The following is a 21,887-nucleotide window of genomic DNA, read 5'->3' as shown; positions in this document are numbered from 1 at the left end:
GCGTTCTGCAGTCGTTTTCAGGTTATTTCTTTAAAGAAAATCATGTTCAAAAAGTCAATCACTTCTTAGTAACACCTAAGTAGTAAGCCATGAGTGTAATTGTGTCTCCTGGGCATCGCTATGAAAATTGCACATAGTTTGATCCCAAAAATTTCAAGGAGATAAATATAAAATGGCACGCGACCCAAAACATGACATTTTGTTCGAACCAATACAAATTGGTCCTAAAACATTACGCAATCGCTTCTATCAAGTACCCCATTGTATTGGCGCTGGCTCTGATAAGCCAGGCTTTCAATCCGCACATCGTTCTGTTAAAGCTGAAGGTGGTTGGGCAGCTTTAAACACCGAATATTGCTCCATCAATCCAGAATCAGATGATACCCATCGCTTGTCCGCACGTATCTGGGACGAGGGTGACGTACGTAACTTGAAAGCCATGACCGATGAGGTACATAAATACGGCGCATTGGCTGGGGTCGAGTTATGGTACGGCGGTGCACATGCGCCTAACATGGAGTCACGTGCTACGCCACGCGGACCTAGCCAATATGCATCAGAATTTGAAACGCTGTCTTACTGTAAAGAAATGGATCTGAGCGATATTGCCCAGGTACAACAGTACTATGTAGATGCTGCTAAACGTTCCCGTGATGCTGGTTTTGACATTGTCTACGTTTACGGTGCGCACTCTTATTTGCCACTGCAATTCTTGAATCCATACTACAACAAGCGTACAGATAAATACGGTGGCTCACTGGAGAATCGTGCGCGCTTCTGGCTGGAAACACTGGAAAAAGTAAAGCACGCAGTGGGATCTGATTGTGCCATTGCTACCCGTTTCGGCGTTGATACTGTGTATGGTCCAGGTCAAATCGAAGCTGAAGTGGATGGTCAGAAGTTTGTTGAAATGGCTGATTCACTTGTCGATATGTGGGATATCACGATTGGCGATATTGCAGAGTGGGGAGAAGATGCAGGCCCTTCACGTTTCTACCAGCAAGGTCATACGATTCCCTGGGTCAAACTGGTAAAGCAAGTCTCTAAAAAACCAGTATTGGGTGTTGGTCGTTATACCGACCCTGAGAAAATGATTGAAATCGTCACCAAAGGGTATGCCGACATCATTGGTTGCGCACGTCCTTCTATTGCTGACCCATTCTTGCCACAAAAAGTCGAGCAAGGTCGATATGACGACATCCGTGTGTGTATCGGTTGTAACGTATGTATCTCCCGTTGGGAAATCGGCGGCCCTCCAATGATTTGTACTCAGAATGCGACAGCGGGTGAAGAGTATCGTCGTGGCTGGCATCCAGAGAAATTCCGTCAAACCAAAAACAAGGATTCAGTGCTGATCGTTGGTGCTGGCCCATCCGGTTCTGAAGCTGCCCGTGTCTTGATGGAAAGTGGTTATACAGTTCACTTGACCGATACAGCGGAGAAGATCGGCGGTCACCTGAATCAAGTCGCTGCGCTGCCAGGCTTGGGTGAATGGAGTTATCACCGCGATTACCGCGAGACACAGATCAATAAACTGCTGAAGAAAAACAAAGAAAGCCAGGTTGCACTGGGCCAGAAGCCAATGACGGCTGACGATGTTTTACAGTACGGTGCGGATAAAGTCATCATTGCTACAGGTTCATCCTGGAACACAGATGGTACCAACTGCTTAACTCACGAACCAATCCCGGGTGCTGACGCTTCCTTGCCTGATCAGCTCTCTCCAGAGCAAGTGATGGAAGGCAAGAAGAAGATTGGCAAGCGCGTGGTTATCCTGAATGCGGATACCTATTTTATGGCGCCAAGCCTGGCTGAGAAGCTGGCAACTGCAGGCCACGAAGTCACCATTGTGTCTGGCGTGCATCTGGCTAACTACATGCACTTCACACTTGAGTATCCAAATATGATGCGTCGTTTGCACGAGCTGCATGTTGAAGAGTTGGGTGACCACTTCTGCTCACGCATCGAACCAGGCCGCCTGGAGATCTACAACGTCTGGGGTGATGGTTCCAAGCGTACTTACCGTGGCCCTGGTGTAGCGCCACGTGATGCGAATACGAGCCACCGCTGGCTGGAGTATGACTCATTAGTGCTGGTCACTGGTCGTCATTCAGAGTGCACACTTTGGAATGAGCTGAAAGCGCGTGAATCCGAGTGGGCTGAGAATGACATCAAAGGTATTTACCTGATTGGTGATGCTGAAGCACCTCGCTTGATTGCTGATGCAACATTTACTGGCCACCGTGTGGCTCGTGAAATTGAAGAAGCCAATCCACAGATCGCCATCCCATATAAGCGCGAAACCATCGCGTGGGGAACACCGCATATGCCAGGCGGTAATTTCAAAATTGAGTACAAAGTTTAAAACCTGATGAATGTTTGGCCAGCGACACATAGTCGCTGGCCTTACTTCAAAAATTAATTTCGATACACAAGTGACAAAGTGCCCCAGGGCTAATGGAACTCATTAATTCAAAAACAGGTGATCACTATGACCGATGCTACACAAATCACTCGAATACTCTTCCAGGACTTTGACCCTAAGGCAATCTATCTATTTTATGCATTTGGTTACCTGGCCATTGCAGTGTTTATACACGGTTGTTACGTACAGATTCGCAAATACCGCCGTGGTAAATCTGACGAGTCTTGGAATCAAATCTTTAAACGTTTTTGGGACATGGTTAAAACCATGGGCTCGCATCGTACATTAGTCCGGCGCGATAAAAAGGCCGGCCGTGCCCACGGACTCATATTTTTCGGCTTCGTCGCGCTGTTCATCGGCACGGCCACCATCACTTTAGAGTACGACATTCTGGAACCCTTGTTTGGTGTTCGCTTCTGGTACGGGAATTTCTACTTATTATTTTCACTTGTACTCGATTTGGCTGGTTTTGGTGTGGTCGCCGGTCTGATGTACATGATGTACCGACGCAAGTGGATGAAGCTGCCAAAGCTTGATTACAAGCGTGTGGATAGGCAAGTGGGTGACCCTGATTATGACCGTAGCCAATATCGTCGTGAAGACTGGGCTTTCTTATGGTCCTTCATTCTGATTGGTGCGACAGGTTTTATTTTGGAAGCGACACGGTTGGTATGGCTGAGTGAAACCCCCTCAGTTTGGGACAACCGTTTCTGGTCGCCAATTGGTGCGGTGCTGGCGCACATGATGCAGGCACTGGGCATGACTGCTGAAGCAGCTGGCGCTTTCCGCCCATCATTATGGTGGTTCCATGGCTTGCTTTCATTGACCTTCATCGCATGCATTCCTTACACCAAGATCAAGCACATCTTCACTGCAGCTGCCTCTTTAATGTTCAAGAGCCCGCTGGTTGGAAGAAGATTGCCTATCATTCCGGTTGATCAGGTGCATGCCGGGTATAAAACGATCACCGACTTGACCTGGAAAAACTTGCTGCATCTTGATGCATGTACTAAATGCGGCCGCTGCCAGGAAGCGTGCCCTGCCAATGCCGTAGGCGCGCCACTTTCTCCAAGAGATGTGATTCTGTCACTACGCGAGTTTGCAAACAAAGCATTGAATTCCAAAGATCTTCCTGCAGAAGCTGAATTGGATATTCATGGTAAATCCCCTGGTCAGGTCATGCAGGAAACGCTGTGGTCATGCCGTACTTGCCTGGCTTGCGTTGAAATCTGCCCTGTCGCGGTTGAGCATGTGCCTATCATCGTTCAGATGCGTAGAAATCTGGTTGAAGCAGGCGAGATGGAACCCATTCTTGAGAAAACACTGCAGACCATCCATAAGACCGGTAACTCATTCGGTGAGTCCAAGCGTAAGAGAGCTTCCTGGGCCAAAGATTTGCCATTTGAAATTAAGGATGCCAGAACTGAGCCAGTAGATATTCTTTGGTTCGTGGGTGATTACGCTTCTTTCGACCCCCGAAACCAAAAAGTCACCCGTTCATTCGCCAAGCTGTTAAACAAAGCTGGCATCAACTTTGGTTTGTTGTTTGAGGCAGAGCTCAATGCGGGTAACGATGTGCGGCGTGTTGGTGAGGAAGGCTTATATGAGCATCTGGCCACATCCAACATCGGTACTTTGCAGTCATGTGAGTTCAAGTCGATTGTGACAACGGATCCGCACTCCTTCAACACCATACGGAACGAGTACCCGGACTTTGGTGGAACGTTCGAAATCAACCACTACACAACACTAGTTAAACAGTTGATTGAAAGTGGAAAAATCAAACTGAAAAAGAAACTGGATTACCGCGTGACATTCCATGATCCATGCCATTTGGGGCGCTATAACAAAGGCTATGACGCGCCACGTGATGTGATCAAGTTACTGGGTTGTGATTTGGTGGAGATGGGGCGCAACCGTGATAACTCATTCTGCTGTGGTGCCGGTGGTGGTCGCATCTGGATCCCTGATCCAGTCGGTATTGAGAAACCATCAGCCAATCGCATGCGTGAGGCTGGGCAGATCGAAGGGCTCAATGTCTTCATCGTTTCTTGCCCTAAAGACCTGACCATGTTCGAGGATGCGCTCAAAACATCGGGCTTTGAAGGCAAGTTCGTTGTGCGTGAACTCATTGAGCTGATCGATGAATGTCTTGAGTTCGACGAGGTGGATATCACTGATTCGGTAGAGGTGATTTCATAAGCATAAGCGAGATGAATATGTTTGGTAGTGCCGATGCTCTGGTGCATTTAGCCATTAAATCAAGCGATCCCTATGTTGCTGCGGCAGTGCATGAGCTGGCAACAGGGCTCAGTAAGCTGGAGTTGGAAGCGCAGATTTGTGAGTCCAGGCGAACTGCTTTATTGATTGCTCGATGGGAGCACACGCCTGCGTCGGTACTAGCAGCCTTGTCGGGTATTCACGATGATGCTGTGGAATTAAGGCTGGATAAAAACCCGGGCACGACCTCAGGAACTCTATCTCACTTGTACCAGGATGCCAGCAATAAAGGCAAGACAGGGTTAACCAAGCTGATTGCGCAACATCACAACAGCGCTACAGAGGTATTAAAAAATATTGCGGCAAAGTCAGATGATGCGGCGTGTTTATTGGCTTTAAGCAAAAATCCAGCTGCCAATGCAAAAGTGCTGACCTGCTTATCAGACAGGGTGGTCAGTGACGACATCAGTCTGGCAATACATAAAAATATTGCGCAAAACGAATCGGCTTCATCTGATTTGCTTGCGCGCATTTATGAACAGTCTGATTTGCATACCCAGGCAGCGATTGTTGGGCATCTGAATTGCCCTGCTGCGGTGATCGCCAGGGCTGCATCCAGCGAAGCGTTATTGATGATGCGTGTGCTGGCAAAAGACCGGCGAATCAGTAAAGAAAATTTACTCCGATATGCCAATAACGATGATGCGGGGGTGAGGGCTGGGGTTGCAGCCAATGCTTTCACGCCTATGGCAACGATTCGTCACTTGGCGAGTGATCAAAGTGAGTTAGTCAAGCGCGTCGTGGCTTCCAGGGTCGACTTGCCAGGCGAGCAGATTGAAGGGTTGTCGAGTGACCCTGATACCTGGGTCAGGCAAAGGATTGCACGTAATACAACAACGCCTCTGGCCCTGCTTTATAGACTGGCAGCAGATGAACATGTCGATGTCAGAAGGGCAGTGGCGAGAAACACTGAAACGCCAGTGGACCTGCTGAATGTGCTTGCAGAAGATGGTAATGCCTGGGTGCGTGCTGGTGTGGCCTATCAGCACAATGCATCACAGAGGATGTTGATTAAGTTAGCGGATGATAAAGAAGTAGATGTATTGAGTGGCGTCGCAAATAACCTCAATACACCACAAAGTATTTTGAAGGGATTGGTGGGTTCTAGTGAAGCAGATGTTAGACGGGGTGTGATTCTTAACAAGTCCGCATCACGTACTACCTTACTGCCGCTGCTGGAAGATCCATATTACCTCCATCGCATGTTGCTGGTGCACAACGGCAACTTGCAGGCGCAGGATAAATGGGGTCTGCGGGATGATCCAGACTACCAGGTTCGGTTTTCGGTATATCGGTGGGCAGCAAAAATCTGCCTGAAAATGCCCGATAAATTCTTAGTAACGAAGTAATAAGGAGACGGAGAGTATGAAAATATTAGTAGCAGTGAAACAAACCGCAGCGCTGGAAGAAGATTTTGAAATTCGTGACGATGGCTTGGATGTCGACGAAGACTTCATGTTGTACGACTTGAATGAGTGGGATGACTTCTCGCTTGAAGAAGCCATGAAAATCAAAGAGTCCAGTGATACCGAGGTTGAAGTAGTCGTGGTATCGGTTGGCCCTGATCGCGTGGATGAAAGCTTGCGTAAATGCCTGGCGAAAGGCGCAGATCGTGCGATCAGAGTTTGGGATGATAGCGCAGAAGGTTCAGATGCTATCGTTGTTGGTCGCATTCTGACGGAAGTCATCAAGAAAGAAGCGCCTGATATGGTTTTTGCCGGTGTGCAATCATCCGACCAGGCATATGCATCTACGGGTATCTCAGTCGCTTCCTACCTGAATTGGCCTCATGCTGCGGTTGTCGCTGACTTGCAATACAAGCCAGGTGACAATAAAGCAACCATTCGCCGTGAGCTTGAAGGTGGCATGCTTCAGGAGGTCGATATTCATTGTCCTGCTGTCCTCACTATCCAGTTAGGGATCAATAAACCGCGTTACGCATCACTGCGCGGCATTAAACAGGCAGCAGCTAAACCAATTGAGTCGCTGTCATTAGCTGATATTGGGTTGTCTTCAGATGATGTGGGGGCAGGTCAGTCCATGTCACGCGTACGCCGCATGTATATTCCGGAAAAAGGCCGCGCAACGATGATTGAAGGCACGCTATCCGAGCAGGCTGCAAAAATCATTCAAATCATTAACGAATTCAAGGGAGCATAATCATGAGCAAAGTATTGGTGATTGCAGAGCATCGCCGTAACGATTTACGTCCAGTAACTTTAGAGCTTATTGGTGCCGCAAACGGATTGAAACAAAGCCCTGACGATAAAGTAGTCGTTGCAGTGATTGGTAGTCAGGCTGATTCTTTTGTGCCTGCGTTGTCCGTCAATGGCGTAGATGAGCTGATTGTTGTCAAAGGCGCATCTGCCGATTTTGATCCGGATATCTTTGAAGCGACAGTGTCTGCGCTGATCTCGGAGCATCAACCTGCTGTGGTATTGTTGCCGCACTCAGTGGACTCACTGGGCTATGCTTCAAGCTTGGCCAGCAAGGCCGGTTACGGATTTGCCACTGATGTTTACATCGTCGAATACCAGGGGAGTGATCTGGTGGCAACGCGTGGTGGTTATAACCAAAAGGTCAACGTCGAAGTTGATTTCCCTGGTAAAGCCACTGTTGTACTCACTGTCCGTCCCAGTGTTTTCAAACCATTAGAGGGTACGTCCAGCCCGGCCGTTACTCACATAGCGGCGCCGGGAGTGCAGTCTCGCAGCCAAAACAAAGACTACATTGAAGTGGGCGGCGGTAATGATATCGATATTACAACTGTCGACTTCATTATGTCGATTGGCCGTGGTATCGGCGAAGAGGCAAACGTAGAACAATTCCGTGAGCTGGCTGATGAAGCCGGCGCAACATTATGCTGTTCCCGTCCGATTGCCGATGCAGGCTGGTTGCCTAAATCAAGACAGGTTGGCCAGTCAGGCAAAGTAGTCGGTTCATGCAAGCTCTATGTTGCCATGGGCATTTCAGGGTCCATTCAACACATGGCCGGTATGAAACATGTGCCAACGATTATCGCAGTGAATACTGACCCGGGGGCTTCAATATTCACAATTGCGAAATATGGCATTGTTGCTGATATTTTTGACATTGAAGAAGAGCTCAAAACACAGCTCGCAGCCTAATCGATATCTAATGTTTATGATGCGTCAGGGCTTTTCAAAAAAGCCCTGATCAAGAATGATGCGGTTTTGATACTTCCTAGGGAGTACAACTTCATGATGATTTTCGTGATGATTCGATTCCTTTAATCTATAGCTAAATCCACACGTATCAGGAGGACTCCGAAACCAGGCTCATACATTGTGTATCAAATTCAACCTTCCTTCCGGGCACATTTATGTGCCCTCTTTTTTTACTCGATCTCTTAATACATATCCATTGCTACCCCTTAGGGAGTACAACTTCAAGATTATTTTCTCACTTACTTGATTACTTTAGTCTTATTAAAAGATTGCTGTCGGCATATCGGAGATGAGTTTTCTGATGACGGGTTGAGACAGTCATCAGTGTTTGATTAATTAAAGAGATAAATATGGAACGTGGCTATTGGATTAAGAGTAAACCTGTTTATAAATCTTTGACGTGGCACGAACATGCAACTGCACATTTGGTACTTGCCACTGGTATTGCTGGAATGGCAGTGCTGAAGTTGTTTCAACAAATGCACCCGGTGCAACCGGTGACAGTGCTCTACGGCAAGTATGGACAGTTCGAAGCAGATTACTCAGACACGCTGAAAATGGTGGTGACTGAGGGTCTCCATATATACAAATTCGAAGAAGATTTACTGGCCCAGTTGCAAGTGCTGCTACGTGATTCTCATATGGGTTTGCGTGTCTATGTAGCCGGGTCAGAAGGCTTTATTTGGGATGTTGTTGCGGCTGCCAAACCTTTTGGTATCCAGGAAATGGATATCATGAAAGAGCAGGCAGACACGCTATCTCGCAGCGTTTACTGCGTTCACTGTAAGGCGATTTCAAAATATGTCACCACAAACATCACATCCTGCAGTGGCTGTGAGCGCATGCTATTTGTACGTGACCATTTTTCAAGACACCTGGGAGCGTATATGGGGTTAATGGTTGATGCAGAAACGCCTGGAGAGTGGCCCGCTATTGAGGAGATTTATCCATGAGTACCATCAATGTAAGAGTGGCAGCTATTCAAGAAGTCACGCCGCTGATTAAACACTTCACTTTAGTCAATGAAGATGGGGCCAAGCTGCCCGCATTTTCTGGCGGTAGCCATATTGTTGTATCGATGCAAGCTGAAGGCAGAACTTATAGAAACCCTTATTCATTGATGGGGTCGCCAACAGACACTGAGGCCTATCATATTTCAGTGAGGCGCCAGGAAAACTCTCGCGGCGGTTCTTTGTTTATGCATGAGCACGTACATATCGGCATGCGCCTGAAGATTACACATCCGGTTAATCTTTTCTCGCTTTCCAAATTAGCGCATAAGCATATTTTGATTGCTGGCGGTATAGGCATCACTCCATTCATGTCTCAAATTGAGGATCTTAAAAGAGTCGGTGCCGAGTATGAACTCCATTATGCGTTTCGCGCTTATGAGCAGGCTGCTTTCGTAAACGAGCTTGAAGAAATGTGTGCCAGCAGCTTGCATTGTTACGCCGATAGCCAGAACGAGCGCATGGACCTGAAGGGTTTGCTCAGCCGTCAGCCATTAGGAACACATGTCTATGTCTGTGGACCATCGCCTATGGTGGTCGCTGTTTTAGAAACCGCTAGAAATCTGGGTTGGCCAGAGAATCACATCCACAATGAAGAGTTTTCTTCTCCGCCGGTGGGTGAGCCATTCAAGGTTCAATTGGCAAAATCTGACATAGAAGTCAGTGTGCCAGCCGAGATGAGCATGCTGGAGGCCATTGAGGCTGCAGGTGTGAACACGGATTCTCTTTGTAGAGGCGGCGTTTGTGGTCGCTGTGAGTTGACTGTACTCGAAAGCGATGGCGGTATTGAGCATCATGACCATTACTTGTCGGATTCAGAAAAAGTGTCATGCAGAAGCATTATGCCGTGCGTCTCCCGTACTAAAGGCAAGCGCCTGGTGCTTGATTTATAGCTTTCAGTAAAACATCCAATTTATATTTTAATCACAGTCTGCAATCAAGGCGGGAATATGCAATTCAAATTCAATGATGAGTCATTTCGTGATGACTATAGCTACAAAAACTCAGCTGCGGCAATCAAGCGCTTCCCTTTCCCTTTTGCCGAAGATCACTACATGTATTCGGTCAATATTGAACCCCATACCAAAGGCAAGGCAGGGTCAGTGTATGAGTTTCCATTTGATATTGATGAGCATTATGTTGCCGAGTGCTTGGACAAACTCATTACCCTGGAGAAAGACCCAGGACGTTACAGTGCGCTACCTCATATGATGGATGCCCAATGGGACTTTCTTGAGCTTTCCATGAGTGCATTGGCAAATGATTATCCGGATTATTTCACATTGACCAAAAATGGAAATGTGTGGACTTGGGAGAACCGTCCTTTGGATATCATGGATACTTTTACCTTTGGGGATGCGACCACGCTGCCTGCCGAGCCATTCGAGTATATTGGACGGCAAATGCAAGGTGACTTCGTGTTGCTGGATCAGCGGGATGGTACTTTGTATTCGGATGCGGGCCTCGTGACCAGTCAGGCTGACTGGTCATTAGCTTTTAACACTGGTATGTCGTGGCAGGAATGGCATGGGCCAGTACCAAAGGTCACTGAAATGGGTGTGCTGGATAGAGCATTGAAATACTTGCTCAACTTACAGGCTGCAAATCCGGTTCGAAGGCTAAACTGGACCATGACCATTCATCCGCGGTTAGATACATCTCCTGAAAACTATCCTTTTTGGGGCGGTGATCGAAACAAGGTGAATGCCGAAACTGTCGGGGATCTGGTGAATTTACGCGTTGAGCTGCAAAGCCTCTTCAGATTGCCTCGGAGTAATGCAATCGTATTCGGAGTGCGATGTTATCTGATTAGCCTAAAAGATCTCACCACTTATCCAAGGTGGGCAAAACGTCTGCATCGCGTGCAGAAAGATCTGCATCCTGATTTAATCGAATACAAGGGCATGACTAAATATCACCCTTATGTGATCGAATGGCTTTCCCAGTTTGACGATGGAGCAGAATTGGAGATCGGCTCTCATCCTGAATAGGGGTTAACTTTAATCTACGTATTGAGCTTAAATATTGGATTTTCCATACGTAGATTGATTGCGCTGTGATCAGTTCATGACTTTGATGGCTGATAAGGCATTGCGCTATTTCAAATTAAGATAGACCGATTTCAAGCTGGTGGCACCTCATCCAATGGTGGGTGAGGTGCTCAATACTGCTGAGAAGTAACTAAAGCGTGCGGACACGTTAGGACTGAAACAAGTTAGGACAGTGTGGTCACATTGTGATGTGTTTCCGGTATTGCGGTAATAAAACCCTCTAGAGCCAATAGCTCACCAGTACTGGAAAAAACCCCACGACCAACCTCTTGCACGAGCTTTGTTTCACCTTTGCGTGTATTAATTCTGTAGATGACATTGAATGTTTCATCTTGGGTGATTTGTTGATTGATAGAGCTCCAAACAGCAGCTCTATCAGTTGGGTGAATAATCAAGTTATAAGTAAGACTCGGGTCGTGAAGCAGTTCCAGCGAGTCATAGCCGGTAATGTCAATGCAACCTTCGCTGACGTATTCGAATGTCCACGATCTATCGTGTCTGCAACGGTAAATCATACCGGGGATATGGCTTAACAGGGCATTAGCGGCGCGACGATTCGCTGAATGTTGGGCTTCAGCATCTTTGACGTCCTGGATGTTAGTGATCGTTCCCACAACACTAGTCCTTTCGCCTGAGATATTTGAAGAGGACCTGGCTCTGAGTCTGAACCAGGTTGCTTCACCTTGAAGTGCAATAAGGCGTAGATCAATTGTAAAGCTTGGATTCCTGCCATGAGCAACGGACTCAAGCCTGGACTCAACCATGTGTTTATCTTCGGGGTGCGTAAATACAGAAATGGTCTTGTTGATGCTGTCAGCGACTTTATATTCCAGAAAGCTCTCCCAGGCGGGATTTAAGAAGATAATCTTCCCCTCAAAGTCGAGTTGGAAAACGATCTGTTCAAGTTTGTCGATAATGAAATGGTAATTAAACTGGGTATCAAAGCTACTGCCTAGCGTATGCTCGGCAGAAAGTGGTGTAAATTGAAACAGTGTTAAATTGGAGTCGCGTTCCTCGCGCATTTTTGTCAGGCTGACATTAGATGGAATGGCTGACCCATCAAGAGAGATTAAACGGATATTGGTTGATTCATTTTTAGTTTTTCCTGTTGCCGCTTCAGCGTTTAATTCGGCAAAGATTTGATGGTCAGCAGGGTGGATAATATTGGTAAATGGCATGCCTTTGATCTGATCTTCAAGTCCGACTAAGCCCAGTGTGCGCAGGAATGGGGTATTCACGAATTTAACGATGAAACCATCCAGTAAGACCGCGGGTGAAGAGAGCGCATTTGAAGTTTCCCTAAGCCAGGAAAGCTGTTGCGTAAAGTCACTTTTTTTAGAGGAACTCGTTTTAGTGAATAAAGGTTGAATGATGAATACTAGCGCCGCAGAAAAAATGGCGATTGCAATCGTCACCAGGATGGCAATATGTGCCAAAAATGGACCTTCAATGCTATGCCATGCACTTAATACGATTAAGTAAATGATGCTGATAATCATCGTGGAAAATATAAAGATGCTCATATGCTGCTGCCCGATTACATCAAAATACCAGTATATGAAAATCTAATTGGGATATGCGAAATATTTTAGTGTTTTTTAAAAAATTACGAGCCTACATCAATAGCCATAAGCTATATGCAAGCATGCATGTTCTGGTGGGGTCGTTGATTATTGCTGTGATCCTCATGCAGTCAAGCTCACTATTTTTATTTGATTACATACCCAATCATTTAAGCACTATCAGCCAGGCATATAACGAGCAGATGCTGTGGAAGCAAGAAATGTATAAGCTGCAAAACAACGCTGGAAATCAGGGGGGTGGAAACAGCGGCATTTCTTTAACCATCAGTAATTTTGACTATGCAACTTATGCCTGGAGTAAAAAACAAAGTGATACCCAGCTTGCAGCGGCATATGCAAAGCTAAGTGGCTTGCACAGGGACTTTATCAAATGTTGCCTGTATGAAGCCTCTAAAGAGCAAACCTTGCAAAAGGGTAAGCTGATCATTGATGCTTATGATGAATTTATTGCAGCCTCAAAGGCAGATGTTGAAGCGAAACAATCTGTGGTTCAGGTACTTCAACTGGCCTGTGTATTTCTCGCCATTTGCATAGGCGCATGCATCATGCTGACTGCATGGCGAATACTCATCACCCGCCTGGGAAATATATTTGAGTTAATTCCCCAGGATTTAATCAATGAAGACAAAGATTTTCATTATGGCGATGAGCTTGAAAAGCTGGAAAAACTGACTGCTGAAATGTCAGCGCGCATTCAGGGCTACCAGGCGGAGAACAGCTGGACGAATAAAGTGAGCATGGAAAAGTCGCGAAAGACGCTGCTTTCGCAAGACTTTTTATTCAAACTGGCCAAACTGATCGCCAGTTCGGACTTGAATGAAGCAACCATTAAAAAAGTGCTGTACTCAATGGAAAAGACATTGAATCTGAAAAATGTCGCATTGATGTTCAGTGAAAGTGGGTCGAGCTTTTCCGCGCAACGCGCCTTGTTCTCCAATTACATGCCGCTGTCTTTTGATATGAGTATATTTGATCAGGAACTGCATATGTTTGAGGTCAAAAATGAGACCAAGCTCATACAAGGTGCGTGCGTTCAATATACGACTGTCCCATTGCCGAGTCCTAGCGGTTGGTTGGGGATTTTGCTCATTGAAACAGAAGCAAATCATTACTTTGAAGACATGGAGATTCAGCTGATTGAAGTCACCTCTCAATTACTGTCAATGGCGATGGGTTTTCAGGCACGAGAGCAGGAGGGTAGGCGTGTCGCTTTACTTGAAGAGCGTGCGGTGATCGCCAGGGAGTTGCATGACTCGTTAGCACAGTCTTTGTCGTATATGAAATTTCAACTGGCACGGTTACAAAGCATATTCAGTACTGAGCTTGTAAAATCAGGTGCGGCAGAGATTGCCAATGATATAAGAGAGGGCCTGGATAATGCGTATAAAGAGTTACGAGAGCTTTTAACGACGTTCCGAGTGCAAATGGATGTCAGAGGGCTTGATCACGTTCTGGAGGAAACGATCAGTGAGTTTTCTAGCCGCTCGACGCTTTCCATCACGCTTGATAATCGCTTGCAAGAGTGCCGGTTGACAGTCAATGAAGAATTTCATCTACTGCATGTCATCCGTGAGGCTTTGTCTAATATAGTGCGGCATTCCGGGGCGAATAAAGTCAAGATCTCGCTGGTGCTGCAGTCTACCGGTGATGTCATCGTCATGGTGGATGATGATGGGATAGGCCCGACTTTTGATGATTCTAAACCACATCATTATGGTTTGGCCATTATGACAGAACGCGCCCATTGCCTGGGTGGCGACATTCAGATTACCCCTCGGCGCTTGGGCGGTACACGAGTTCGACTGGTGTTCCGGCCAAAAAACGAGGGTATAAAACAATAAAATGATAAAAGGGGTTAGAAAATGGCAACGACAGTAATCATTATTGATGATCATGCACTGTTCCGTAGAGGCGTGAGCCAGATGATTTCTTCCGATCCGGAGTTTGAGGTTGTGGGTGAAGCCGCCTCCGGATTAGAAGGCTTATCTTTAATCGAGCAACTAAAGCCGGGGCTTGCATTGATTGATCTCAACATGAAGATCATGAATGGCATTGAAACACTCACCAGGATTAAAGAGGCAAAGCTTGAAACCAAATGTATTGTGTTGACAGTCTCAGATGCAGAAGATGATTTGCTGGAGGCTTTACGCGCCGGTGCTGATGGTTATTTGCTCAAAGACATGGAGCCAGAAGATCTGTGCTCCAGCCTTAAAAAAGCCATGTCTGGCATCACTGTGTTGCATGAAAGCCTGACGGACATCCTCAAAAATGCGCTGGTCAACCCCACGTTAAACAAACAGGATGACGATGTGTCTCTCACCGAACGTGAAAGAGAGATTTTAGAGTGCCTGGCGAAAGGGCTGAACAACAAAACCATTGCCAGGCATTTGGGTATCAGCGATACAACCGTCAAGGTGCACATCAAGCATTTACTGAGTAAGCTCAAACTCACCAGCCGCCTGGAAGCCGCGGTATGGGCGCATACTAAAAAAGTCGTTTAAGGCCGCCTTCTGACCTAAGAGATTCATCCTGTCAGTTGGTTTGTAACGCTTTTATCAAATTGTGCATTTCAACTGCCACTTCGGCAGCTTCTGCGCCTTTGACTTTCATTCTGGCCAGGGCCTGGGGATCATCTTCAGTGGTTAAGATAGCATTGGCCACTGGCACGCCAGTATTTTGCTGAACCTCTGAGACACCGCGTGCTGATTCATTTGATACCACTTCAAAGTGGTAGGTTTCGCCACGGATGATTGCGCCAAGTGCGATGAGGGCGTCATATTTTTCACTGAGTGCCATGTGTTGCAAAACCAATGGCACTTCCAGTGCTCCAGGTACGGTAGCAATGGTTACATGTTCGCTACTCACGCCCAGTTCAAGCAGTTTCTCCTTACAAGCGGCCAATAGTCCATCCCCAATAGCGCTATTAAATCTGGATAGCACAATGCCGATTTTCATCTTCTGACCTGCCAAGTTTTTCTCTATCACGTGCATATTAAAACCTCTTCAATGAATAAACCTTTGGGTTGGCGATTGCTTTATTTAATCAATCACCAAATTCGATACGCAGTTTATCCGATGTTGTTTTGCTTGCAGCTACCACTTATGAGGTAAGCCTAAGTGGTAATAGAAAGTAGTAATTCACGTGGTTATGATTTACAGCGATGCGATAAACGGGAATTTGTTATTTCCAGGGATCAGTGTCAGGAGAAGTCTTTAATTTTTAAATCATGGGTCGCCTATAAAAATCTTATGACGTATTAGCGATGATTGTTGAATGGGGTTAGGTAGATTCGAATCAAGGGAGGTTTAAGTGCAAAAAACCGTAGAAGTGACTGATGCAATTACCGCAGATGTCAGCAACGATGTAGTGTCTGGAAATGCCTCACTACATCGAACCATTAGTTGGACTGGGGCATTCTGGGTAGCCAGTGGTGTGCCTGCCTTAGTTTTGTTCTCAATGGGGGCAATTGCTGCGACTGTAGGTAAACCAGCCTGGCTGGTATGGATGATCTCAATTGGATTTGGCTTTATTCAGGCATTCACCTATGCCGAAATTGCCGGTCTGTTTCCTCATAAAACAGGCGGTGCATCCGTATATGGTGCCGTAGCCTGGATTCGTTACAGCAAATTCGTCGCTCCTCTTTCAATCTGGTGTAACTGGGTCGCATGGACGCCGGTGCTATCGATTGGTTCAGGGCTGGCAGCCGGATATATCCTCACTGCGATGTTTGCCCCTGATGCAGCAATCAACACCTGGCAGCTCTCTCTTTTAGATTTGGGGATGTTAAAGGAAGGGTTGACGCTACGTATCAATGCGACCTTTGTCATTGGCTCGGCATTACTTTTACTGGTTTATTTTATCCAGAATGGTGGGATTCTTCGCTCAGCAAGAACGACGATGATTCTGGGTGTCGCTGCTTTAATCCCTTTGATCATGATTGGTTTAGTCCCTTTAGTGACTGGCGATATGCCTTCAGAACATTTTTTCCCTTTGTCACCACTGGCTTACGATAGTGTTGGTAATGTCATCGATGGCTTGTGGAATCTTGATGGCTGGGTGTTAATGGCTGGAGGCTTATTTATTGCTGCGTGGTCAACGTATGGCTTTGAAACGGCCGTTTGTTATACACGTGAATTTAAAGACCCTAAAACGGATACTTTCAAGGCAATCTTTTATTCAGGTCTGCTCTGTGTCGGTGTATTTACTTTAGTGCCATTAGCATTCCAGGGTCACCTGGGTCTGGGGCAATTGATTACGCCTGCAATCACAGATGCCGCCGGTAATGTCACCAGCGCTGCTGTTTATGATGGGATGCTGGCGCCTGACATCTACAGTGGTATGGGTGTGGCAAAGGCCTTGTCAGGCATTCTCGGCAATACGGCATTCATTGCCAATTTAGTCGTTGTGATGTTGGTATTAGCATTGTTGCTGTCGATTATGACTACTATGTCAGGCGCGTCACGTACGCTTTATCAAGGTTCAGCAGATGGTTTGTTACCGAAGTTCTTATCTAAAGTGAACGAACATGGTGCCCCCACCAGTGCCATGTGGGCCAACATGGTTTTCAATTTTATTCTGCTCATGATGTCTGACTACATGTTCTTGCTGGCAGCGGCCAATGTCAGTTATGTGATCTTCAACTTCTTGAATCTTAACGCAGGCTGGATTCATCGCATGGACCGCCCAAAATGGGAAAGACCATATAAAGCGCCCACCATCCTCATCGTGTTGGGTACCATCTTGGCTTTTGTGAATGTGACCTTGATGGGCTTGGGCGCCAATATATGGGGCGCAGGAACGCTGATGAGTGGTCTGGTCATGGCCGGTTTGGTGATTCCAATCTTCATGTGGCGCCATTACGTAGTAGATAAGGGTGTATTGCCTAAGGAAATGCAGGATGATATGCATTTGGATGTTGATGAAAACGCATCAACAGCAGGAGTGCTGCCTTATTTAGCATTAATTGTTGCGGCATTCATCGTGTACTACACGAGCCATTTAGCCTCATAAGGGCGATCAAAAAATGTTCTGATAGCTATTACCGTTAGATATCAATAAGGACATTTAAGGGTGGCTTTAGCCACCCTTTTTCATTGCTTCTATCGCATTAAATCCATCAAGCAATGAGTTGATATGCATCTGACATTTCGACTGTAATCAGCCGCAAGTCTTGCTGTCGCAGTGCTAAAAAGCCCGCTTTGCGCGGGCTTTTTTTAACGCACTACCACTTGTAATCAAGCGTGACAAACACCGTACGTTGCTGTCCAAACTGGCAGCCGATCGAACTGAAACAACCAGCCACATAACGTTTATCAAACAGATTCATTGCATTGACTGAGACTTTAAAACCCTTCATTGCCTCATTCATATAGGCCAGATCATATTTAATCATGGCATCAACCACAGTATAAGAGTCTACTTTGAAGGAGTTTTCTCTATCGCCGTAGGAACTGCCAACGTATCTGACGCCGCTCCCGACATTCAAACCAGAAAATACACCGGTCGGCAGGTAATCCAGCCACAAGGAAGCCATGTGCTCAGGCACGCGGAAAGGTCTGTTTCCTTGCACAGCAGCATCAGACTTAGTGAGTTGCACATCATTCCAGGTATAGCTACCCACCATGTTCAACCTGTTTGTGAGACTGGTTTTTGCTTCGAGCTCAACACCTCTGGATTTAATCTCTCCTTCCTGGATTGAAAAGCCAGGACGTGCGGGATCAGCCATGGAAACATTTTGTCTGGTCAAATCGAACCAGGCAATTGAATACAGGCTATTGGATTGTGGAGGCTCATACTTCAAGCCGACTTCATACTGTTTTCCCTCTTCTGGCTTGAATAAACTTTGGTCAAATGTGCTGCCTGTTGCCGGCAAGAATGACTCTGAGTAACTTGTATAAGGTGCCAAGCCATTATCAAATAGATACAACAATCCGGCACGGCCAGTGAATTTCTTGTCTTTAACCACAGGCGCTGCTGCGAAAGTCGCATCGTTCTCATCGCGTACCCAATCCTGGCGTCCGCCCAGTACTGCCACCCATCGATCTAACTTCAGTTGATCCTGCACATAAATACCGGTTTGTTTGACGGTCTGCTCATAAGCGGCAGAAGAAAACGGAGTGAAGGCCAGGTTGCCATAAACAGGGTTATAAAGATTTAATGGCGTTGCCAGCTGTAAGCGCTGATCCTGGTTGTAACTGCTGCGATTGAAATCTACACCCGCGAGTAAGGTATGTTGCAGGCTACCCGTTGCAAATTTCGCTTGCGCCTGATTATCGACCGTAAATAAATTCCCATCACCACGGCGGTCTTCTGCATAACGGTTGGCGGTGGTTAACGTAGCGGGGTCAGCCCAGCCTAAGAATGCCACTTCATTGCTGTTGTGACGATAGTGGCTAAAGCGCAGGTTTTGTCTGAAGGTCCAGGTATCATTCAATGCATGCTGAAACAAATAACCAGCAGAGATTTTCTCATTCACTGACTGATCATACTTGGGTTCGCCGATATAGCGATCACGACTGATTTTTCCATTGGGATTGTTCAGCGTCAGCCCTTGCGCAGGCAATGGGTTTGCAAAGTTACCTTTCTGTTTCTGGTACTCTGTCAGAATCGTGAGTTCGGTTTTGTCCGACGGTTTGATGGTGATGGCCGGGGCCAGGAAAACACGCTCATTTTTAATATAGTCAGTCTGCGCACTACTGTCACGCAGCAGGCCAGTCAAGCGGTAACTGACGACATCGGAGTCATTGAGTGGCCCGCTAAAGTCGAATGCAGCTTGCTTGAAATCAAAGCTGCCAGCTTGCAGTTGTACATGTTTTAAGGGTGTCATCGTTGGCCGTTTGCTGACCAGGTTGATCTGGCCACCAGGGTCTGAAGCACCGTATAAAACCGAACTTGCCCCGCGCAATACCTCCACGCGCTCCAAGCCGAATGGCTCGGGTGCATCCCAACCCAGGTAATTAGGCAGGAATGTTTTGATACCATCGCGCAACATCCTGCCTGTGCCTTGCTGAAAACCACGGATCAATAGCTGATCAGCCATGAATTGTGGGCCGGCGATTTCTGCGGTGATCCCGGGGGTATAGCGCAGTGACTGGGTAATGGTTTTAGGCTGTTGCGCTTCAATTTGCTCTGCAGTCACCACTGAAATAGAGTTAGGTGTTTCTATGATTCGGCTAGGCGTCTTACTTGCCGTGGCACTCAGTTTGGCTACGAAACCATTGACCGGACCCCAGGCGGTGGCTTCAGATTTGTCATGGCTATCTTTTACTTCTACTTCTGGCAGGGTATCTGTCGATTCCTTTTCCGCGGAGATGCGCACAGGCGCAGCTTTCAGCCCGTATGCCTGATTAGACATTTTGTAATAAGTCAGCCCGGAGCCTTCCAGCAAGTGAGTAAAGCCTTCTTCTACCCCAAAAGTCCCTTTGATCCCTTTGCTTGACTTGTTAGCGGTGAGTTGTGGGTCAAACGTCAGTGCCACACCAGACGCTTGTGCAAATCTGTTTAAGATCTGCGTCAGCGAGCCTGCCGGGATCTCATACTGGTGTGATGCCTGATAGGACTGATCTGCAGCCAGGGCTGGCGCCGTGCCCAGATGGAGCAGAGAAAGGATGATCAACATGCCACGGGAGGTACGTGACATATCGCTAACTACGGACTTCAACATTGAAAAATTACTCCCTAATTATAAATGGCATAACTAGGACGAATAGGAATTAAAAATAGACAGCAAGCTATTAAAATTATTTAGTACGCACGGTTGTCCAGTAAGCGGTAAAGCTGTCTATTTGAATCGGTACTGTTTGCGAAATATGTTGCAGCGTCTGGTCAACCTCGGTCAATTTCAACACGCCAGAGACGCGAACAGCGTGCAACGCATCAGCGTCGTAAGACAACTTTCCGGTTTTGTATCGATTTAACCGTTCAAGCACCATGTCCAGCGGAAGGTTGTCAGCAATCAGGTCACCTTTGGTCCAGGCAAAGGCCACGATTGGGTCGATTTGTCTGACCGGTGAAAGATGGTCACGCGCAACATCCACTTCTTCTCCAGGGGCAAGGGTCACACACACAGCTTCTTTGGTTTTTGCACACACTTTCACATGCGACTCTTTCACTGACACCGTCATCTTGCCGAAACCCTTCTCAACACTGAACTGCGTCCCCAGGGCTTGTGCAGAGCCAATGTCTGTTTCCACGATGAGAGGCCGGCTGGCGTCTTTAGCGACCTCAATAAACAGGGCGCCTTTAATCAACGCAATATGCCGTGTCTGCGAACTAAAACTCACATTGATCGCAGAGTGTGTGTCCAGTAATACCGCACTGTGATCCGCCAGTATGATGTGTGATTGCTCACCGGTTTTGCTGCGATGATCGGCCAAATAATACTGGGTATATTCTGAGCGCATGCCCAGCCAGGTGCCAAATAAAACCACTGCCAAACCGAGCAGGCCGCTAGTAGTTTTTCGCCCGGGATTTTTACGCTTGCCTGGCATCATGGCTTGTATGGTGGCCTTGCCTGCCTGAGTATCTACCGCCTCAACGCCAGACCACAGCGAAGAAAGCTTCTGATAGACACTTACATGCTCAGGATGCGCATCCTTCCATTTCTCGAAGGCCTCGTAATCAGCCTGCACGGCTTCACCTGATTGAAAGTGGGCATGCCAGTGTGTGGCTTGCAGCAGTGCATCATCGGCTGCAGAAGCAGGCGCTTCGTTTAATGACATGTTGAATGGTGTACTCATTATTGATGGCTGCCTTCGTAGGCAAGTCCATACAACTTCATCATTACCTGCGCGATATATTGCTTCACCATACTTGTCGAAACATTCAAATGGTTGGCGATCTCTTGATAACTTGCACCCTCGAATCGGCATAGAATAAAAGCTTGCCGAGGTTTCTCCGGCAATGCCTCCAGCACTTTTACGATACTCTCAAGCATATTTACAGCTTCGAGATACGCTTCAGTAGAAGCAACTGCATCGTCACCTGTGACCAGAAGCAGCGCCTCCAGATAAGTGGTTTCAATTTTTCTTCGACGGGCCTGATCGATAAGCAATCGTTTAGCGATAGTAGAGAGATAGGCTTTCGGGCTATCAAGTTTTGCCATCTCTGCATCTGGCAAAAGCAGCAGTTTTTGGAAAGTATCTTGCGTGAGATCTTCAGCATTGTGGTAACACTGAAGTTTCTTCAACAGCCAGCCTTTGAGCCATCCAGAGTGGCTTTTGTAAAGCTCACTCAAACGGGTATGCGATACTGGAATGGTAGGCAACGGCATGACAAGACAATTAAAAATGAGAAACATTCTCATTATACGACTATCTTGAAATGGATTTCAAAAACTTACGGCGTGTCT

Annotated in this window: 16 protein-coding genes; 11 read left to right on the top strand and 5 right to left on the bottom strand. The window is 46.9% G+C overall.

Going from position 1 to position 21,887, the window contains the following annotated elements; all coding sequences use genetic code 11:
- The first annotated feature begins 172 nt into the window (after nt 1–172).
- The 8 genes from ACTS9Y_RS02395 (at nt 173) to ACTS9Y_RS02360 (ending at nt 10,894) form a co-directional block, all read left to right on the top strand.
- Nucleotides 173–2,365: an oxidoreductase gene (locus ACTS9Y_RS02395; protein WP_442584416.1), complete on the top strand. Its 2,193-nt coding sequence runs from the start codon at nt 173–175 to the stop codon at nt 2,363–2,365.
- A gap of 126 nt (nt 2,366–2,491) precedes the next feature.
- On the top strand, nt 2,492–4,627 hold the full coding sequence (locus tag ACTS9Y_RS02390) for a heterodisulfide reductase-related iron-sulfur binding cluster (protein WP_442584415.1): 2,136 nt from the start codon (nt 2,492–2,494) through the stop codon (nt 4,625–4,627).
- Nucleotides 4,628–4,638: 11 nt separating this feature from the next.
- Nucleotides 4,639–6,054 (top strand): hypothetical protein, encoded by a 1,416-nt coding sequence (locus ACTS9Y_RS02385; protein WP_442584414.1) that lies wholly within the window; start codon nt 4,639–4,641, stop codon nt 6,052–6,054.
- Nucleotides 6,055–6,070: 16 nt separating this feature from the next.
- Nucleotides 6,071–6,865 (top strand): electron transfer flavoprotein subunit beta/FixA family protein, encoded by a 795-nt coding sequence (locus ACTS9Y_RS02380; RefSeq protein WP_442584413.1) that lies wholly within the window; start codon nt 6,071–6,073, stop codon nt 6,863–6,865.
- Nucleotides 6,866–6,867: 2 nt separating this feature from the next.
- Nucleotides 6,868–7,833, top strand: coding sequence for an electron transfer flavoprotein subunit alpha/FixB family protein (locus ACTS9Y_RS02375; protein ID WP_442584412.1), 966 nt, complete (start codon nt 6,868–6,870; stop codon nt 7,831–7,833).
- Nucleotides 7,834–8,243: 410 nt separating this feature from the next.
- The gene (locus ACTS9Y_RS02370) at nt 8,244–8,846 is read left to right on the top strand and encodes a dimethylamine monooxygenase subunit DmmA family protein (protein WP_442584411.1); all 603 of its coding nucleotides are present in this window, start codon (nt 8,244–8,246) and stop codon (nt 8,844–8,846) included.
- Nucleotides 8,843–9,796 carry a PDR/VanB family oxidoreductase gene (locus tag ACTS9Y_RS02365; protein ID WP_442584410.1) on the top strand — a complete coding sequence of 318 codons (954 nt, stop codon included), beginning with the start codon at nt 8,843–8,845 and terminating at the stop codon, nt 9,794–9,796. Before ACTS9Y_RS02370 ends, ACTS9Y_RS02365 begins: the two co-directional genes overlap by 4 nt.
- A 57-nt stretch (nt 9,797–9,853) precedes the next feature.
- Nucleotides 9,854–10,894, top strand: a complete 1,041-nt coding sequence (locus tag ACTS9Y_RS02360; protein WP_442584409.1) for a heme-dependent oxidative N-demethylase family protein — start codon at nt 9,854–9,856, stop codon at nt 10,892–10,894.
- Between the two features lie 224 nt (nt 10,895–11,118).
- On the opposite strand, the gene ACTS9Y_RS02355 is transcribed toward ACTS9Y_RS02360, so the two are convergent.
- On the bottom strand, nt 11,119–12,477 hold the full coding sequence (locus ACTS9Y_RS02355) for a PAS domain-containing protein (protein WP_442584408.1): 1,359 nt from the start codon (nt 12,475–12,477) through the stop codon (nt 11,119–11,121).
- Nucleotides 12,478–12,530: 53 nt separating this feature from the next.
- Between ACTS9Y_RS02355 and ACTS9Y_RS02350 the strand changes: the two genes are divergently transcribed.
- A complete protein-coding gene (locus ACTS9Y_RS02350; RefSeq protein WP_442584407.1) occupies nt 12,531–14,378 on the top strand; it encodes a histidine kinase in 1,848 nt (615 codons plus the stop codon).
- Between the two features lie 21 nt (nt 14,379–14,399).
- Nucleotides 14,400–15,038 (top strand): two-component system response regulator NarL, encoded by a 639-nt coding sequence (gene narL, locus ACTS9Y_RS02345; RefSeq protein ID WP_442584406.1) that lies wholly within the window; start codon nt 14,400–14,402, stop codon nt 15,036–15,038.
- A gap of 31 nt (nt 15,039–15,069) precedes the next feature.
- Here the strand turns inward: narL and ribH are convergent, their stop codons facing one another.
- A complete protein-coding gene (gene ribH / locus ACTS9Y_RS02340; RefSeq protein ID WP_442584405.1) occupies nt 15,070–15,528 on the bottom strand; it encodes a 6,7-dimethyl-8-ribityllumazine synthase in 459 nt (152 codons plus the stop codon).
- 319 nt (nt 15,529–15,847) lie between these two features.
- On the opposite strand from ribH, the gene ACTS9Y_RS02335 reads away from it, so the two are divergent.
- On the top strand, nt 15,848–17,548 hold the full coding sequence (locus ACTS9Y_RS02335; protein ID WP_442584404.1) for an APC family permease: 1,701 nt from the start codon (nt 15,848–15,850) through the stop codon (nt 17,546–17,548).
- Between the two features lie 211 nt (nt 17,549–17,759).
- Here the strand turns inward: ACTS9Y_RS02335 and ACTS9Y_RS02330 are convergent, their stop codons facing one another.
- The 3 genes from ACTS9Y_RS02330 to ACTS9Y_RS02320 form a co-directional block, all read right to left on the bottom strand.
- Nucleotides 17,760–20,201, bottom strand: coding sequence for a TonB-dependent siderophore receptor (locus tag ACTS9Y_RS02330; RefSeq protein WP_442584403.1), 2,442 nt, complete (start codon nt 20,199–20,201; stop codon nt 17,760–17,762).
- 76 nt (nt 20,202–20,277) lie between these two features.
- On the bottom strand, nt 20,278–21,276 hold the full coding sequence (locus ACTS9Y_RS02325; protein WP_442584402.1) for a FecR family protein: 999 nt from the start codon (nt 21,274–21,276) through the stop codon (nt 20,278–20,280).
- A complete protein-coding gene (locus ACTS9Y_RS02320) occupies nt 21,276–21,842 on the bottom strand; it encodes a sigma-70 family RNA polymerase sigma factor (protein WP_442584401.1) in 567 nt (188 codons plus the stop codon). Before ACTS9Y_RS02320 ends, ACTS9Y_RS02325 begins: the two co-directional genes overlap by 1 nt.
- Nucleotides 21,843–21,887: the final 45 nt, after the last annotated feature.

The sequence above is a fragment of the Methylophilus sp. genome, assembly GCF_052173275.1.
GTDB lineage: Bacteria > Pseudomonadota > Gammaproteobacteria > Burkholderiales > Methylophilaceae > Methylophilus.
Note: the sequence above shows the minus strand (reverse complement) of the source record. Positions and strands in the feature narration are given on the sequence as shown.